Consider the following 15,341-nt stretch of genomic DNA (forward strand, 5'->3'; position numbering starts at 1 on the left):
CACCTCGAGCGAGGGGCGCCTCCGTAGACTCACCGAGGTGACTCTCCGGGCGGCTTCGATGCTGCTGCTCCCGCAGGTGCTCCTGCTGGGCGGGATCGGGCTCATCACCGGGTGGGGACCGACCGGATGGGTCGTGGCCGGCGCGAGCGCACTGGTACTGGACACCCTCGTGGTACGCGGGGTACGCCGCAGCGACGACGTCCTCGGCCCGGCCGATCTGGTGACCCTCACCCGGGCCACCCTCACCTGCTCGGTGGCCGCGCTGGTCGTCGCCTCGGTGCTCGCGGGTGCACTCCTGGACACCTCCCCGTGGACCGCCGGCATCACCGTCCTCGCGGCCCTCTCGCTGTCCCTCGACCTCGTCGACGGCTGGGTGGCGCGGCGGACCGGGACCGCGTCCCCCTTCGGTGCGCACGCCGACGGTGAGGCCGACGCCGCGCTCATGCTCGTCCTCTGCGCCTGGGTCGCACCGACGCTCGGGTGGTGGGTGCTCGGGATCGGCCTGGCACGCTACGTCTTCGCCGTGGCCGGCTGGTTCCTGCCGTGGATGCGTGCGCAGCTGCCGCCGCGGTACTGGCGCAAGGTCGTCACCGCCGTCACGAGCATCGTCCTCGTCGTCGCGACGGCAGGAGTCGTCCCGTCACCGGTCATCGACATCGCTCTCGGCCTCGGCCTCGCGCTCGTCGCGGAGTCCTTCGGGCGCGACGTCCGGTGGCTGTGCCGCCACCGCGGCCACACCGAGGACGCCCTCCGGGGCGCTCGACGATCCGGCTACGGCGCCGGGGAGTTCGTCGACCAGCAGGGCTTCATGACGGCGAGCGAGATCCGCGGGCTGGCGGCCGCGGCCGGCATCACCGCCGGGACTCGCGTGCTCGACCTCTGTTGCGGCGAAGGGGGCCCCGGGCGCCTCATCACCCGCGAGCTCGGGTGCGACCTGCTCGGCGTGGACGCCAGCGGGCCGGCGGTGGCGACAGCCCGCGCGCGGGTCGGTGAGCTGACCTGCCGCTACGACACCGGCCAGATCCCGCCCCTGCCACGAGGACCCGTCGACGTGGTCCTCCTCCTGGAGACGATGCTCGCCTTCCGTGACAAGGAGACCCTGCTGCGCGAGATCCGATCCGCACTGACGCCCGGAGGGCGCTTCGCCTGCACCGTCGAGGAGGGTGACCCCCTGACCGAGGAGGAGCGCGCGGCCATGCCCGCCGCCGACACCGTCTGGCCGATCCCCCTGACCCACCTGCACGAGCTGCTCGAGCGGAGCGGCTTCGCGGTGACCTGGCAGCAGGAGCACAGCGGGGCCCACCGCGACGTGGTCGACTCGCTCCTGGCCGGGTTCGCGACGCACGAGTCGGCGATCGCCGGGCAGAGCGGGCCCGAGCAGCTCGAGAGCCTGCTGGCGTCCCACCGCCTCTGGAGCGAGTGGTTGCACACCGGCCGGATCCGCAAGTTCGCGATCGTCGCGGTCGCTCAGCCCGGGCACCGCTCGGACAGCGCGTAGCGCAGCAGCACCACGTCACCGATGGCGCGAGCCTCGACCAGGTGCGCGGGGGAGTCCCTCCGCCACGGGAAGTGCCCGTCGTCGACGAACCGGCGCGCCCGCGAGTCGCCGACGAGGAAGGGCGCCATGACCAGGTGCATCTCGTCGGCCAACCCCTCGACGAGGAACTGCGTCAGCACCGTGCCCCCTCCCTCCACGAGCAGGCGCTCGACACCCCGTCGGGCCAGGTCGGCGCACACCGCCCCCATGCTCACCGGCCGGCCACCGTCGATCACCGTCGCCGAGCGCCCGATCCGCGCCCGTGCCTCGTCGACACCGTCACCCCCGCAGTAGACGAGCTTGTCGACCTCCCCCCGGGTGAAGAAGTGCGCCTGCGGATCCAGCTCGGCCCGCTCGGTCACGGTCACCTTCATCGGGGACGCGGTGCGTCCCGCTGCGAGCCGGTCGCACACCCGGTCCGGGCTGCGCACGAGCAGGCGCGGGTCGTCCCGCCGCAGCGTCCCGGCACCGACGAGGATCGCGTCGCTCTCGGCACGGACCTGGTCGACCCGGTCGAAGTCGGCGTCGTTGGACAGGATCATCCGCTCCGGCGACGCGTCATCGAGGTAGCCGTCGAGGGAGACCGCGCAGCTGAGGGTCGTGTAGGGCCTCATCGCGGGGTGACCTCCTCGACTCGGGGCTCGCGCCGGGGCGAGCGTGGGCCGGTGACGAGGAGGAGCGCACCCGGGAGGGTCGCCACGAGCGTGAGGAGCCCGTAGAGGACGGCCACGCTCACCCCGGCAGCCGCGCCGGGTCCCGCCGCCGCGAAGGCCCAGGCCGCGACGCCCTCGCGCGGCCCCCACCCGGCGATGTTCGCCGGGATCGCCGCGCCCAGGAGCACGATCAGCGCCAGGGCGACACGGCTGGCGAGGGGCTCCTCGACCCCGGCCGCCGCCATCGCGACGAGGAGGACCGCGACGTGACCGAGCACGACGACGCACGAGGTGAGACCGATGCCGGCCGCCGCCCCCCGGGCGCCGAGGATGCGGTGCAGGTCGTCGACGAGCACCCCGACGACGCGCACGAGCGCGACGGCCGACCCCGCGACCACCAGACCGACGCCGGCGATGACCACCAGCCCCTGCACCGGCGAGGGCAGGAGCACCAGCAGCACCACGGTCAGCGCCACCTGGACCACCTGACCGAGGCTGCGCTCCCAGACCACGGAGCGGACCCCCCTTCCCATCATCCGCACATCGTGGCCGTGGCCCACGGCGCGGTGGACGTCACCGAGGACTCCGCCGGGGAGGACGGAGTTGAGGAACTGCGACCGGTAGTACGCGGCGACGGCGGCAGGCAGTCCGATCCCGACGCCCAGGGCGGTCGCGACCACGCGCCACCGCCACGCGGAGCAGACCGTGGTCACCGCGGTGAGCACGAGCGCGGCCGCCAGCGCCCACCCGCTGACGTCGGTCAGGGCCGCCACGAAGGGCCCGGCGCCCACCTGCACGAGGAGCACCACGAGGATGACCACGCCGATCGCCGAGCGGCCCCACGGCAGCCAGCGGGAGTCAGCGGTGCGGCTCATCCGCCACCCCGCTCAGGACGTGCGCCACACGGGAGACCGTCTCCCGCCAGGGCGCCAGTGTCGCTCTGCGCCCGCGCGCCGCGGCCCGCCACCGCTCGCGCCTGTCGGCGTCGGCGAGCCAGCGACGCAGGGCCAGGGCGAGGGCCCCGCCGTCACCGGGAGGCACGAGCACTCCCGGCCGGTCGCCGTCGGGACCGCGCCCCATGGCCAGCGGCACCCCGCCCACGTCGGAGGCCAGCACGGGCACCCCGCGGGCGAGCGACTCGGTGACGACCATCGCGTACGCGTCGGTGCGGGTGGGGTGGACCAGCAGGTCCGCGTGGGCGTACTGCTCGTCGAGATCGGCGCCGACGAGCGGGCCGGTGAGGGTGACCCGGGCGGCGAGACCGAGATCCTCGGCCAGGTCCGGCAGGGGGCGCGCCGCACCCGGGTCGCGATCGAGCGGGCCGACGCAGGTGCACCGCCAGGGCAGGTCGCGGATCGACGCCAGGGCGTGGAGGAGGATGTCGTGGCCCTTCGCGTGCGAGACCGCCCCCACGCACAGCAGCCGTCCGCCCGCGGCGCTGCCGGCGCCGAGCTCGGCCGGGTGGACCCCCGGCTCGGCCACGTGCACGCGCTCGGCGGGCAGTGGGTGCCGGCCGATCAGCTGGCCACGGGTCCAGGCGCTCGTGGCGATGACCGCGCTCGCGGCCGTCAGCGCGCTCCGCTCCGCCGGGGCGTCCTGGTGCGCGCCGACCATGTGCGCGAGCACGACCAGCCGCAGCCGGCCCCCCGCCACGGCGGTCTGCGTCGGGGCGGCGGTCGCGAGCAGGCCGTCCATGAGGACCACCGAGTGGTCGGGGACGGCGCCGAGGACGGTCGCCAGGTGCGCCCGTGCCTCCGGCTCGGGGTGGGGCCAGGACCCGCTCACCGGGTGCTCGCGCACCGTCCACCCGAGCTCGGTCAGACCGGTGCACACCTCGCGGTCGTAGACATTGCCGCCGCTGGGGTGGCGCGGGTCGTCGACGTCCCCCGGGAGCAGGATGTGGATCGTGGTCACAGCTCCAGCTCGCAGCTGGCGGAGGCGATGTGGGACTCGTGCAGGGTGACGGTGATCCTCGTCAGGTGATCCGCCGACCCGAACCCCCCGTCGGCCACCCGGGTCGCGAGTCGCTCGGCGACGACGAGGGCCAGGGCCTCGGTGGTCGTGTTGCGTCCGGCGAACGCGGACTCCTCGTCGAGGTTGCGGTAGTTCATGTCCGCCAGGACGGCCCGCAGCTCGTCGGCGGCGCGACCGAGGTCGACGACGACCCCGTCGGCGTCGAGGGAGGTGCTGTGGAAGCACGCGTCGACGACGTACGTCGCCCCGTGCAGGCGTTGCGCCGGGCCGAAGCCCTCCCCGCGCAGACTGTGGGCGATCATCATGTGGTCCCGCACGGTGACACCGAACACGGCACTCATCGCTCCTCCAGGTCGTCTCGGTCATAGGTGACGATGTGGCACAGAGCCGGGATCCGCCCGTCGGCCAGCCCGGCCATGACCCGCGGCAGGTCGGCGAAGGGGGAGCGACCCGTCAGCAGGACGTCGAACCCCGGATCCCGCAACAGCTCCAGGGCCAGTGCCCTGCGTTCGGCCGGGGAGCGCACCCCGCGGCGGGCGGTGGCCACGCTGCCCACCTGGCTGGAGCGCAGCCGCAGCCGCCCGGAGTGGTAGGCGCCGCCGAGGGCCAGATCAACGGTGCGGGTGCCGTACCAGCTGAGGTCGAGCACGGTTCCTTCGAAGCGCAACAGGTCCAGGGACAGCTGCAGCCCGGCCGAGGACGTACTCGTGTGGACGACGAGGTCCTGACCCCCCTTCGCCTCCTCCGGCAGGGCGAAGGGGGTCCCCAGCGCCTGCGCCACGGCCGCACGGGAGGCGTCCACGTCGACGAGGGTGACCTCGACGCCGGGGATGCGGGCGAGCAGTGCGGCGACACAGCACCCGATCATCCCGGCGCCGACAACCGTGACCCGGTCGCCGATGAGCGGCGGGGCGTCCCACAGGGCGTTGACCGCGGTCTCCATCGCCCCGGCGAGGACCGCCCGCTCCGGCGGGACGTCCTCGGGGACGGGGACGACCGCATCGGCCGGGACGACGTAGCGGGTCTGGTGGGGGTGCAGGCAGAAGACCGTGCGTCCACGCAGCCGAGCGGGGCCGCGCTCGACGACCCCGACGCCGAGGTAGCCGTACTTGACCGGGCCGGGGAAGTCGCCCTGCTGGAACGGGGCGCGCATGATCGTCTGCTGGTCCGGCGGCACCTCGCCGCGGAAGACGAGGGTGTCGGTGCCGCGGCTGACCCCCGAGCAGAGGGCCCGGACGAGGACCTCGTCGGGGCCGGGCTCGGGCAGGGGTTCGGAGCGGATCTCGCCACGGCCGGGCTCGACCACCCAGAAGGCGCGCGCGTCCTGGGCCGGGGCGTCCACGCCACCACCTCCTGGAGCGGCGGCTGCCGCTGACCGTGCCTGTCCTCGTATCGTAAGGCCACGGAGGCGCCATGGGTCAGGTCAGAGCGAGGGCAGGGAGCGTGCTGGCCTGCGCCCTGATCTGGTTCGCGCTCGTGCTGCCGTCGTCGCTGTCCGCGATGTCCCCCGGGGCCTTCGTGCGGATCCCGCTGGTGGGGCTGGTCATCACGGGCGTGCTGCTCGTCCTGCCCGCCCGGGCCCGACGCGCGGCGGTGCCCCTCCTCGGTGTCGGGCTCGCCGTGGTCGTCGTCATCAAGACCCTGGACATCGGCTTCTCCGCAGTGCTGGACCGTCGCTTCCGGGCGCTCGATGACCTCGCCGGCCTCGGACGGGGCTTCGAGCTGGTCGAGGACGGGTCGGGCCGGGCGTGGGCCGTGGGCGTCGTCGTCCTCCTCGTGCTCGTCACGGCCCTCGTCGTCCTCCTCCTCGTGCGGGCCGTGGCGCGGGTGGCCCAGGTGGTGACCGACCACCGCGACGCGTCCGTGGCCACGCTGGTCGTGGCGGTGCTCGTGTGGGTCCCCGGCGCGCTGGTGGGGGTGCAGGTGGCAGGCGGTGACGTCGCATCGAACGCCACGAGCGACCTGGTGCGCGACCACGTCGTCGGTGGCTTTGCCGACCACCGGGACGCGGAGGTCTTTGCCGAGGCCATCGCCGACGACCCGCCGGCCGGTCGCACGCAGCTGCTGAGCGGGCTGCGGGGCAAGGACGTGCTGCTCGTCTTCGTCGAGAGCTACGGCCGGGCGGCCGTCACCGACCCCGAGCTGGCGAAGGGGGTCACTCCCGTCCTCGAGGCCGGTACCGGGGAGCTGGCGGAGGCCGGCTTCGAGGCACGCAGTGCCTACCTGACGTCGCCGACGGTCGGGGCGGGGTCGTGGCTGGCGCACTCGACCCTGCAGTCCGGGCTGTGGGTGGACAGCGACCGGCGGTACGAGCAGCTGCTGCCGACCGAGCGGACGACGCTCACGAGCGCCTTCGAGGACGCGGGCTGGCGCACGAGCTTCGTGCTGCCGGCGGTGGAGGAGGGCTGGCCCGAGGGACGATCCTTCTACGGCTTCGATCGGATGCTGGGTGCGCGCGACCTGGACTACCGGGGGCCCTCCCTCGGGTGGGGGGACGTCCCGGACCAGTACACCCTCTCGTGGTTCTGGCGGTCGGTGCTCGCCGGCGAGGGTGCTCCGGTCATGGCCCAGATCGATCTCGTGTCGAGCCACCACCCGTGGCCGCAGCCGCCGCCCCTGGTGCCGACGGAGGAGGTGGGGGACGGGTCCGTCCATGCCTGCATGCCCGGTTGTGCGGCGGGCGGGCCCGATGACGTGCGCTCGCGCTACGCCGCGTCGATCGGGTACTCGCTGCAGTCGCTGGTCTCCCTGGTCGCGGCCCAGCCGGACCCCGACCTCGTCGTCGTGCTCGTGGGGGATCACCAGCCGTGGAGCGAGGTCACCGGCACGGACCCGAGCCACGACGTGCCCGTGACGATCATCGCCCCTGATACCGGCGTGCTGGACCGGGTCGACGGGTGGGGGTGGACACCCGGGATGACGCCCCGACCGGACTCACCGGTGTGGCGGATGGACGCGTTCCGGGACCGGTTCTTCGCGGCCTTCTCCGGGTCGGCTCCCTGAGCCCTCGAGCACGGGCCGTCGTGGTGTGGTCGTCACGGCGCGATCCCGCCGGGCCTCAGGTGCTGCGGGCGGTGGTGGTGTCGATGAGGTCGGTGAGCACCCCGCGGGCCGGGTCGGCCACGCCGGTGGCCTGGTCGAGGGCTGCGCGGGCCGCGTCCGCGCCGTGCGCGATGTCGGACTCGACGCCCTCGAGCGCCCCGGTGTCCACGAGCAGCTGCTGGAAGGCGCGGACCTCCTCGGCGCCGAGGAGGGGGTCGCCGAGCCACGCGTCGATGCGCGCCGTCGCGCGGTCGTCGGCCCCGGCGAGCGCGCGGGCGATGAGCACGGTCCGCTTGCCCTCACGCAGGTCGTCGCCGGCCGGCTTGCCGGTGACCTCCGGATCGCCGAAGACGCCGAGCACGTCGTCGCGCAGCTGGAAGGCCTCGCCGAGCGCGAGCCCGTAGCGGGAGAGCGCGTCGAGGTCCGGCGCCGAGGCCCCGCCGGCGGTCGCGCCGATGAGCAGGGGGTGCTCGACGGAGTACTTGGCGCTCTTGTAGCGGATGACCTGGCGGGCGCGCTCGATCCGCTCGGCGTCGTCGAGCCGGTGCCACGGGCGCATCGAGGTGACGATGTCGAGGAACTGCCCGGCCATGAGCTGGCTGCGCATCCGCTCGAAGGCCGGGCGGGCGGCGGTCAGCGACGGCGCGGGCAGGCCGGAGTCGGTGAAGAGGTCGTCGCACCACCCGAGGCAGAGGTTGCCGGCGAGGATGGCGCCGGCGGTGCCGAAGCGCTCCGCATCCCCGTGCCACCCGCGACCGTCGTGGGTCCGGGCGAGGGCACGGTGCATCGCCGGCTTGCCGCGACGGGTCTCGCTGTCGTCCATGACGTCGTCGTGGACGAGCGCCGCGGCCTGGAAGAACTCCATCGAGGTGGCCAGGGAGATGGCGCCCTCGTGGTCCTCGCGCCCAGCGGCCCGCCAGCCCCAGTAGGCGAAGCCGGCACGCAGGCGCTTGCCACCCTGCAGGAGGGCCCGCACCGGTCCGATGAGGTCGATGACGTCGGGGCCGATCTCGGCGAGCTCGCACTCCCAGCGGTCGAGCTCGGCATCCAGACGGGTCTGGACCCGCGTACGCAGGTCGGCCCGGTCCAGCGGGTGCGGCACGTGTGCTCCAGTCGCGAAGGGGAGGGGCGGTGGCGTCTCGTCCGCCTCGGGCGATCGACGACCAGCCTACGTGAGCCGTCTTGACGCGGTGTCCGACCCTCGGGCTACTGTTGTTCGAACAGGTGTTCGAGCAAGGGAGTGGTCATGGTCCGACTGGTCGAGGAGCCCATCGAGGTGCGGTGCGCCGAGCCGCAGCGGACGGGGGCGGGGTGTCAGCCCGGTGAGGAGAGCGCGGCCCCCGAGCAGTTCGTGTGGCGGGGCCGGCTCTACCGGGTGACCGAGGTCGTCGACCACTGGCAGGAGCGGCGCCCCTGGTGGCGGTCGACCGCCGAGCGGCCGCTGTCGCAGGTCCCGCTCGCCCGGGAGGTGTGGCGGGTCTCGGCCAGCCGGGGACGCAGCAGCCCGCCGGGGGTCTACGACCTGGGGGCGGACAGCGCCGGTGACACCGTGGCGCGGGCCCCGGCGTGGCTGTTGCTGCGGACCCAGGACTGAGGTGGTGACGATGGCTGCTGCACCACTGCTGCACCCCGACCGGGTCGACGGCGCCGTCGACCTCCTCTCGGCCGCCGCCGAGAGCCTGGCGAATGCGCACTGGTCCCGCACGGTCCACGGTCGCAGCGCCGGGGCCAGGCTGGCCGTGCTCCGCGCCGCCGCTGCGGTGCTCGCCGTCCGGGGACGCCCCCGCCTGCCGGGAGCCGGGGGGCCGGCGGGAGTGCGCTCGTCGGGTCCCGTCGACATGTGGCGACTGCTCCCACGGGTGGCTCCCGAGCTGACCGAGTGGGCGGACTTCTTCGCGTCCGTGCTGCCCGACGGCTCCCGTCCCGGCAGCGCCGGGGGCGGGTCGATGAGCGTGCGTGAGGTCGACGACCTGCTGCGTCAGGGGGAGGAGTTCGTCCAGCTCGTCGCCGGGACCCTCGGTCTGCCCGAGGTCCCCGTCACCGGGGACCTCGTCTCGCTGACGGCGCCCGTGGAGAGCCTGGAGGAGCGCGGATGAGCTTCGCCCACCTGCACGTGGCCTCGGGCTTCTCCCTTCGTCATGGCACGACCCAGCCGGAGGACCTCGTCTCCCGGGCCGCCGAGCTCGGCCAGCACGCGCTCGCCCTCACCGACCGCGACGGTCTCTACGGGGCGGTCCGATTCGTCCGCGCGGCGAGCGCGGCCGGTGTCGCGCCGGTGCTCGGGGTCGACCTGGCCGTCGGTGGGCCCCCGACCGGGCACGCGCCCACCGGACGGCAGGGGCGCACCGCCCCCCGGACCCCGGTGCGGGGCGGCGCCGAGGTCGACCCCCGGCACCCGCGGGTCACCGTGCTCGCCCGCGGGGCCGGGGCGGGGGTGCCGCACGGCATCGGGTGGGCCCGCCTGTGCCGCCTCGTGAGCGAGGTCCACCTCACCGGGGAGCGTGGTGAGGCGGTCGCCGAGGCCCGGATGATCGCCCGGCACGCCGCCGCCCCGGGGCCGGAGGACCCGGCACCGCTGCTCGTCCTGCTCGGTCCGGCCTCCGACGTCGGTGCCGCCCTGCTCGCCCGCCGACCCGACATCGCCCGGCAGCGGCTCGCGGCCTGGCGCCGGCTGCTGCCCCCGGGTGCCGTGGCCATCGAGGTCGTCGCCCACGGTGGTCCGCCCGGGTCGCCCGCGTCGACCGGCCACGCCGCACACCTGCTCGGGCTCGCGGACGCGACCGGCACCCCGGCCGTGCTCACCGCCGCGGCACGGCACCTGCGTCCGGAGGACGCGGCCGTCGCCGATGTGCTCGACGCGACCCGACGACTCGTCGTCCTCGAGACCCGCCACCTCGACCGGGTCACCGATGCCGGTCACCTCGCCGACGGCCCGACGATGGCAGCGACCGCACACCGGGTGACGAGCGTCCTCGGTGGCGGGGCCGGAGGCTTCGGCTGCGCGAGCCCGCGGCAGCGGGCCGAGGCGCTCCTCGAGGCGACCAACAGGGTGGCCCTGGAGTGCGTCCAGGAGGAGCGCAAGGACCTCGGGATCGGTCGGGTCCACCTGCCGGAGGCCCACATCCTCGGCCTGGAGCCCGACGAGGACCCCCAGGCGGTGCTCACCCAGCGCTGCCGGGCGGCCGTCGGTGCGCGCTACCCGGATGCCGCACCGGCGCTGCTGCGCCAGGTCGAGGAGCGGCTGGCGGACGAGCTCGACGTCATCGCGGCGCTCGGGTACCCGACCTACTTCCTGACCGTCGCCGAGGTCGTCGACCTCATCGTCAACGCCGGGGTGCGGGTGGCCGCCCGCGGTTCCGGGGCGGGCAGCCTCGTCAACCACCTGCTCGGGATCAGCGCCATCGACCCGATCCGGCACGACCTGCTCATGGAGCGCTTCTGCTCACCGCTGCGGGCGCAGCTGCCGGACATCGACATCGACGTCGAGTCCGCCCGCCGCACCGAGATGTACGAGCGGATCCTCGAGCGCTTCGGCCGTGACCGGGTGACCTGCGTGTCGATGATGGACACCTACAAGGCCCGGCACGCGATCCGCGACGTCGGCGCGGCCCTGGGCATCCCACCGGCGGAGGTCGACCAGGTCGCCAAGGCCTTCCCGCACATCCGGGCCAGGGACGTGCGCAGCGCGCTCGCCGAGCTGCCCGAGCTGCGTACGCGGGGGCTCGGTGGGCGGGACGACCACCGGATGGGTGCCCTCCTCGACCTCGTCGAGCACCTGGACGGGCTGCCCCGGCACATCGCCCTGCACCCGTGCGGGGTGGTCCTCTCCGACGGGGGGCTGCTCGACCGCACGCCGGTCGAGTCGAGCTGGCTCGGGTTCCCGATGAGCCAGTTCGACAAGGACGACGTCGAGGCGCTCGGGCTGCTCAAGCTCGACGTCCTCGGCATCCGGATGCAGTCGGCGATGGCGCACGCGGTCTCGGAGGTCGAGCGCCTCGAGGGGGAGCGGGTCGACCTCGACGACCGGGAGGACGTCCCCCTCGACGACCCCGCGACCTTCGCGATGATCCGCACGACCCGCACCCTCGGGTGCTTCCAGATCGAGAGCCCGGGCCAGCGCGAGCTCGTCGGCAAGCTCGCCCCGACGGCCTTCGAGGACCTCGTCATCGACATCTCCCTCTTTCGCCCCGGGCCGGTGAAGTCGGACATGATCCGCCCCTTCCTCGAGGCCCGGCACGGGTGGTCGCGGCCGCAGTTCCTCCACGACCGGCTCGTCCCGGCGCTCGCCGAGACCGAGGGCGTCGTCGTCTTCCACGAGCAGATGCTGCGGATCATCGCCGAGACGACCGGGGTCACCCTCGCCCAGGCCGACGAGGTGCGGCGCACGATGGGTCACCCCGACGGGCAGGCCCGGATCGAGGTCTGGTGGCGTCCGGCGGCCGCCGCGCGCGGGTACCCACCGCAGGACGTCGAGCGGATCTGGGCGGTGCTCGCCGCCTTCGCCTCCTTCGGGTTCTGCAAGGCGCACGCCGCGGCCTTCGCCATGCCGACCTACCAGTCCGCCTGGCTCAAGACCCACCACCCGGCGGCCTTCCTCGCCGGGGTGCTCACGCACGACCCGGGCATGTATCCCAAGCGGCTGCTCCTCGAGGAGGCGCGCTCCCTCGGGATCGTCGTCCTCGGGGTCGACGTCAACGCGAGCACGGGGGAGTACCGCATCGAGCGGGCGCCGGTGACCGGCTCGCCGCCGGCCGATCCCGACCTGCCCGACGGGTCGGGGTGGGGCATCCGACTCTCCCTCGCCGACGTCAAGGGCATGAGCGAAGGGGAGATCGCCCGCGTCGTCGCCGGGGCGCCGTACGACTCGATCGCCGACTTCTGGCAGCGGGCCCGGGTGAGCCGGCCGGTCGTCGAGCGGTTGATCCTCATCGGTGCCTTCGACTCCGTGCACGGCACCGGCGCGGGCAGCGGGGGCCCCGGGCTCGGGCACCGTGGACGGCTGACCCGACGGGACCTGCTGCTGCACGTCGCCGAGCTCGACCGCTGGTCCCGGGCGAGCGGCTCCCGCTCCCGCAGCCGGCGTGCCGGCAGCCCCGCCGTGCCCTCGTGGGCGAAGGGAGGACCCGGCGAGCAGCAGGTGCGCACGACGGCGACCACGCCGGTCGACAGCCAGCTCACCCTCGACCTCGGGGACTCCCCGCAGCTCGGCGAGGGGGCCGGCCTGCCGGAGATGACGGTCCCCGACCAGGTGAGCGCCGAGCTGGAGATCCTCGGGCTCGATGCCTCCCGGCACGTCATGGAGTTCTACGCGCCGATGCTCCGGGCGCTCGGGGTGACCCGCAGCGCCGACCTGCTCTCGGTGCGCAGCAATGCCGAGATCCTCACGGCCGGGGTCAAGGTCGCCACCCAGACCCCGCCGATCCGCTCCGGCCGCCGGGTGGTCTTCCTCACCGTCGACGACTCGACCGGGCCGGTGGACGCGACCTTCTTCGAGGACGCCCAAGGGCCCTATGCGGCGACGATCTTCCACTCCTGGCTGCTCCTCGTGCGCGGCACCGTGCGTCGGGCGGGGGACAAGGGGGTCTCCGTGCTCGCCACCGGGGCGTGGGAGCTGTCGACGCTGTGGGATGCCTGGCAGCGCGGCGGGATCCAGGCCGTGCATGCCGCGCTCGACGAGGCCGATGAGCTCGCTCGCGCTCGTGATGCCGCCCACCGGCAACCCGAAGGGCACCGGGTCCTCGTCCACGCCTCCGGCTTCCGGCAGTCCCCGTGGGCCGACACCCGCCCCGCCGGCACCGGTGTCGAGCCCCCGCGCAAGCTGTGGCACTCCTCGCCCGGCAGCTCGGGCCACTGATGTCCCCCGCCGCGAGTCATGCTGATCCGGGTCGATGTTCCTCCGGGCGCCCTGGAGCTCGCCCGGACATCGACCCGGGGCGACGTGTCGGGGCAGGCGACTAGGGTTGAGGTACCCGTCCGCGACCGTCACCCGGTCCGGAGCGGGCGATCGAGCACCCACAGGATCAGGAGCGATCGTGAACGACGAGCGACCATGGCGCCGAGATGCCAGCAGCGTCGAGGACGGTGTGCGCACCGCTGCGGTCTGGACCCAGCTGCACGCGCTCAGCGAGTCCCGGCGCAGTGAGCTCTCCCGCCCCCTTCGCGTCCTCGACCTCGGTGGTGGCACCGGCGGCCTCGCCGTCGCGCTCGCCGAACAGGGGCACTCCGTCATCGTCGTCGACCCCAATGCCGATGCCCTCGCCTCCCTCGCCCGTCGCGCGGAGGAGTCCAGCGCCTCCGCACGGGTCACCGCCGTCCAGGGCGACGCCGACTCCCTCGCCTCGACGATCACCCCCGGGTCGATCGATCTGCTCAGCTGCCACGGCGCCCTCGAGTACGTCGACGACCCGGAGCGCACCCTCAGCCTCATCGCCGGGGTGCTCGCGCCCGGCGGTCACCTCTCCCTGGTCACCGCCCAGCGCGTCGCCGCCGTCTTCGCCAGGGCGCTCGCCGGTCGCTTCGACCAGGCGCGGGCCGCTCTGACGAGCGAGGACGGTCGGTGGGGTGAGGAGGACCCGGTGCCGCGCCGCTTCGACCGCAGCGACCTCGCCGAGATGCTCACCCGCACGGGCTTTACCACCCTCGGCGCGCGCGGCGTGCGCATCTTCAGCGACCTCGTCCCGCACGAGTACGTCGACGCCGAGGCCGACCGGCAGGCGCTGCTCGAGCTCGAGGAGCTCGCCGCGGACGACGACGGGCACATCGGGCTCTCCGCGCTCGGCGCCGCGATGCACCTCATCGCCCGCCGCGACTGATCGGATCACCATGAGCCGGCGTCAGTTCCGGCCCCCACCACGGGCCGGTCAGGTCCCCCCGGACGACACCGGGTGCACGATCCTGCACGTCGACATGGACGCCTTCTACGCCGGCGCCTCCCTGCTCGCTCGGCCCGATCTCGTCGGCACCCCCGTCATCGTCGGCGGGGGCACCCGCGGTGTCGTGCTCTCTGCCACCTACGAGGCACGCGCCTTCGGCGTGGCCTCGGCGATGCCCATGGGTCGCGCCCGGCGCCTGTGTCCGCAGGCGACCATCCTCGCGCCGGACCACGAGCTCTACTCCCGCATCTCCTCGGCGGTCATGGCGACCTTCGCCGACATCACCCCGTTCGTCGAGCCGCTCAGCCTCGACGAGGCCTTCCTCGACGTCGCCGGCGCCGTCCGCCTCATGGGCTCGCCGGAGACGATCGCCCAGCGCATCCGCGACACCGTCGCCGACGAGCAGGGGATCACCTGCTCCGTCGGTGTCGCGAGCACGAAGTTCGTCGCGAAGCTCGCCTCCTCCCTCGCCAAGCCCGACGGGCTGCTCGTCATCCCGGCCGCGGAGGTCGTCACCTTCGTCCAGCAGCTGCCCGTCGGTGCCTTGTGGGGCGTGGGGGACAAGACCGAGGAGGCCCTGGCCCGGCTCGGTCTGAAGTCCGTCGCCGACATCGCCCACACCCCGCGCGAGACCCTCGTGCGGGCACTCGGGGCGGCCACGGGCGCGCACCTGCACGACCTCGCCTGGGGCCGCGACCCCCGGTCCGTCGAGCCGGTGCGCCGCGAGCGCAGCATCGGCAACGAGCGCACCTACGACCACGACGTCGACGACCCGCAGGTCGTCCACCGCACCCTGCTCGGCCTGGGTGACAAGGTCGCCGCCCGCCTGCGGGCCGCCGGGCTCGTCGGGCGCACCGTGAGCATCAAGGTGCGTTTCGCGGACTTCACGACGATCAGCCGGTCCCGCTCCCTTCGCGATCCGACCGACGTCTCCCGGGAGATCGCCGAGATGGCGCGTGAGCTCTACGACGCCCTCGGGCTGCAGCGCGCCCGTATCCGGCTCGTCGGAGTGCGGGTCGAGCAGCTGAGCGAGGCCGCCTCGACGCCGGTGCAGGTCGCGCTCGACGAGCCGGAGCACGGGTGGCGCGACGCGGACCGGGCCATCGATCGTGCCAGTGCGCGATTCGGTGCCGGCAGCGTGCGCCCGGCCAGCCTGATCGGGGATCGCGGTGGGCGTCGGGGAGGACCGGCAGGGTCGGCGAGGAGCCGGTCTACCGCAAGCCCGGCGAGCGACCTAGACTGAGAGAACCACGGCGGTTGCTG

General features: G+C 74.2%; 13 protein-coding genes. 7 read left to right on the top strand and 6 right to left on the bottom strand.

Going from position 1 to position 15,341, the window contains the following annotated elements; all coding sequences use genetic code 11:
* Window positions 1-37: 37 nt before the first annotated feature.
* A complete protein-coding gene (locus ACR9E9_RS10105; protein WP_435198359.1) occupies window positions 38-1,498 on the top strand; it encodes a CDP-alcohol phosphatidyltransferase family protein in 1,461 nt (486 codons plus the stop codon).
* Here ACR9E9_RS10105 and ACR9E9_RS10110 read toward each other — a convergent pair.
* From ACR9E9_RS10110 to ACR9E9_RS10130, 5 genes are read right to left on the bottom strand one after another with little or no spacing between them, the layout of a single operon-like run.
* Entirely contained in the window at window positions 1,468-2,151 is a 684-nt protein-coding gene (locus tag ACR9E9_RS10110) for a RibD family protein (protein ID WP_435198360.1), read from the bottom strand. The two genes, ACR9E9_RS10105 and ACR9E9_RS10110, sit on opposite strands and share 31 nt — an antisense overlap.
* On the bottom strand, window positions 2,148-3,065 hold the full coding sequence (locus tag ACR9E9_RS10115; protein ID WP_435198361.1) for a lysylphosphatidylglycerol synthase domain-containing protein: 918 nt from the start codon (window positions 3,063-3,065) through the stop codon (window positions 2,148-2,150). The genes ACR9E9_RS10110 and ACR9E9_RS10115 overlap by 4 nt, the downstream gene beginning before the upstream one ends.
* Window positions 3,049-4,104 (bottom strand): glycosyltransferase family 4 protein, encoded by a 1,056-nt coding sequence (locus ACR9E9_RS10120; RefSeq protein WP_435198362.1) that lies wholly within the window; start codon window positions 4,102-4,104, stop codon window positions 3,049-3,051. The genes ACR9E9_RS10115 and ACR9E9_RS10120 overlap by 17 nt, the downstream gene beginning before the upstream one ends.
* On the bottom strand, window positions 4,101-4,505 hold the full coding sequence (locus tag ACR9E9_RS10125; protein WP_435198363.1) for a 6-pyruvoyl trahydropterin synthase family protein: 405 nt from the start codon (window positions 4,503-4,505) through the stop codon (window positions 4,101-4,103). The genes ACR9E9_RS10120 and ACR9E9_RS10125 overlap by 4 nt, the downstream gene beginning before the upstream one ends.
* Window positions 4,502-5,506: a 3-hydroxyacyl-CoA dehydrogenase NAD-binding domain-containing protein gene (locus tag ACR9E9_RS10130; RefSeq protein WP_435198364.1), complete on the bottom strand. Its 1,005-nt coding sequence runs from the start codon at window positions 5,504-5,506 to the stop codon at window positions 4,502-4,504. The genes ACR9E9_RS10125 and ACR9E9_RS10130 overlap by 4 nt, the downstream gene beginning before the upstream one ends.
* Before the next feature lie 71 nt (window positions 5,507-5,577).
* On the opposite strand from ACR9E9_RS10130, the gene ACR9E9_RS10135 reads away from it, so the two are divergent.
* Window positions 5,578-7,167, top strand: a complete 1,590-nt coding sequence (locus ACR9E9_RS10135; protein WP_435198365.1) for a sulfatase-like hydrolase/transferase — start codon at window positions 5,578-5,580, stop codon at window positions 7,165-7,167.
* Between the two features lie 55 nt (window positions 7,168-7,222).
* On the opposite strand, the gene ACR9E9_RS10140 is transcribed toward ACR9E9_RS10135, so the two are convergent.
* On the bottom strand, window positions 7,223-8,308 hold the full coding sequence (locus ACR9E9_RS10140; RefSeq protein WP_435198366.1) for a polyprenyl synthetase family protein: 1,086 nt from the start codon (window positions 8,306-8,308) through the stop codon (window positions 7,223-7,225).
* A 144-nt stretch (window positions 8,309-8,452) separates the two neighbouring features.
* On the opposite strand from ACR9E9_RS10140, the gene ACR9E9_RS10145 reads away from it, so the two are divergent.
* The 5 genes from ACR9E9_RS10145 (at window position 8,453) to dinB (ending at window position 15,321) form a co-directional block, all read left to right on the top strand.
* The gene (locus ACR9E9_RS10145; protein WP_435198367.1) at window positions 8,453-8,800 is read left to right on the top strand and encodes a DUF6504 family protein; all 348 of its coding nucleotides are present in this window, start codon (window positions 8,453-8,455) and stop codon (window positions 8,798-8,800) included.
* A gap of 10 nt (window positions 8,801-8,810) precedes the next feature.
* Entirely contained in the window at window positions 8,811-9,302 is a 492-nt protein-coding gene (locus ACR9E9_RS10150; RefSeq protein ID WP_435198368.1) for an SAV_6107 family HEPN domain-containing protein, read from the top strand.
* Complete coding sequence (locus tag ACR9E9_RS10155) at window positions 9,299-13,060, top strand: DNA polymerase III subunit alpha (protein ID WP_435198369.1); 3,762 nt, start codon at window positions 9,299-9,301, stop codon at window positions 13,058-13,060. Before ACR9E9_RS10150 ends, ACR9E9_RS10155 begins: the two co-directional genes overlap by 4 nt.
* Window positions 13,061-13,238: 178 nt before the next feature.
* On the top strand, window positions 13,239-14,018 hold the full coding sequence (locus ACR9E9_RS10160) for a methyltransferase domain-containing protein (RefSeq protein ID WP_435198370.1): 780 nt from the start codon (window positions 13,239-13,241) through the stop codon (window positions 14,016-14,018).
* A gap of 10 nt (window positions 14,019-14,028) precedes the next feature.
* A complete protein-coding gene (gene dinB / locus ACR9E9_RS10165; RefSeq protein ID WP_435198371.1) occupies window positions 14,029-15,321 on the top strand; it encodes a DNA polymerase IV in 1,293 nt (430 codons plus the stop codon).
* Window positions 15,322-15,341 lie beyond the last annotated feature (20 nt).

Source organism: Janibacter sp. GS2 (assembly GCF_051200835.1).
Classification (GTDB): domain Bacteria; phylum Actinomycetota; class Actinomycetes; order Actinomycetales; family Dermatophilaceae; genus Janibacter.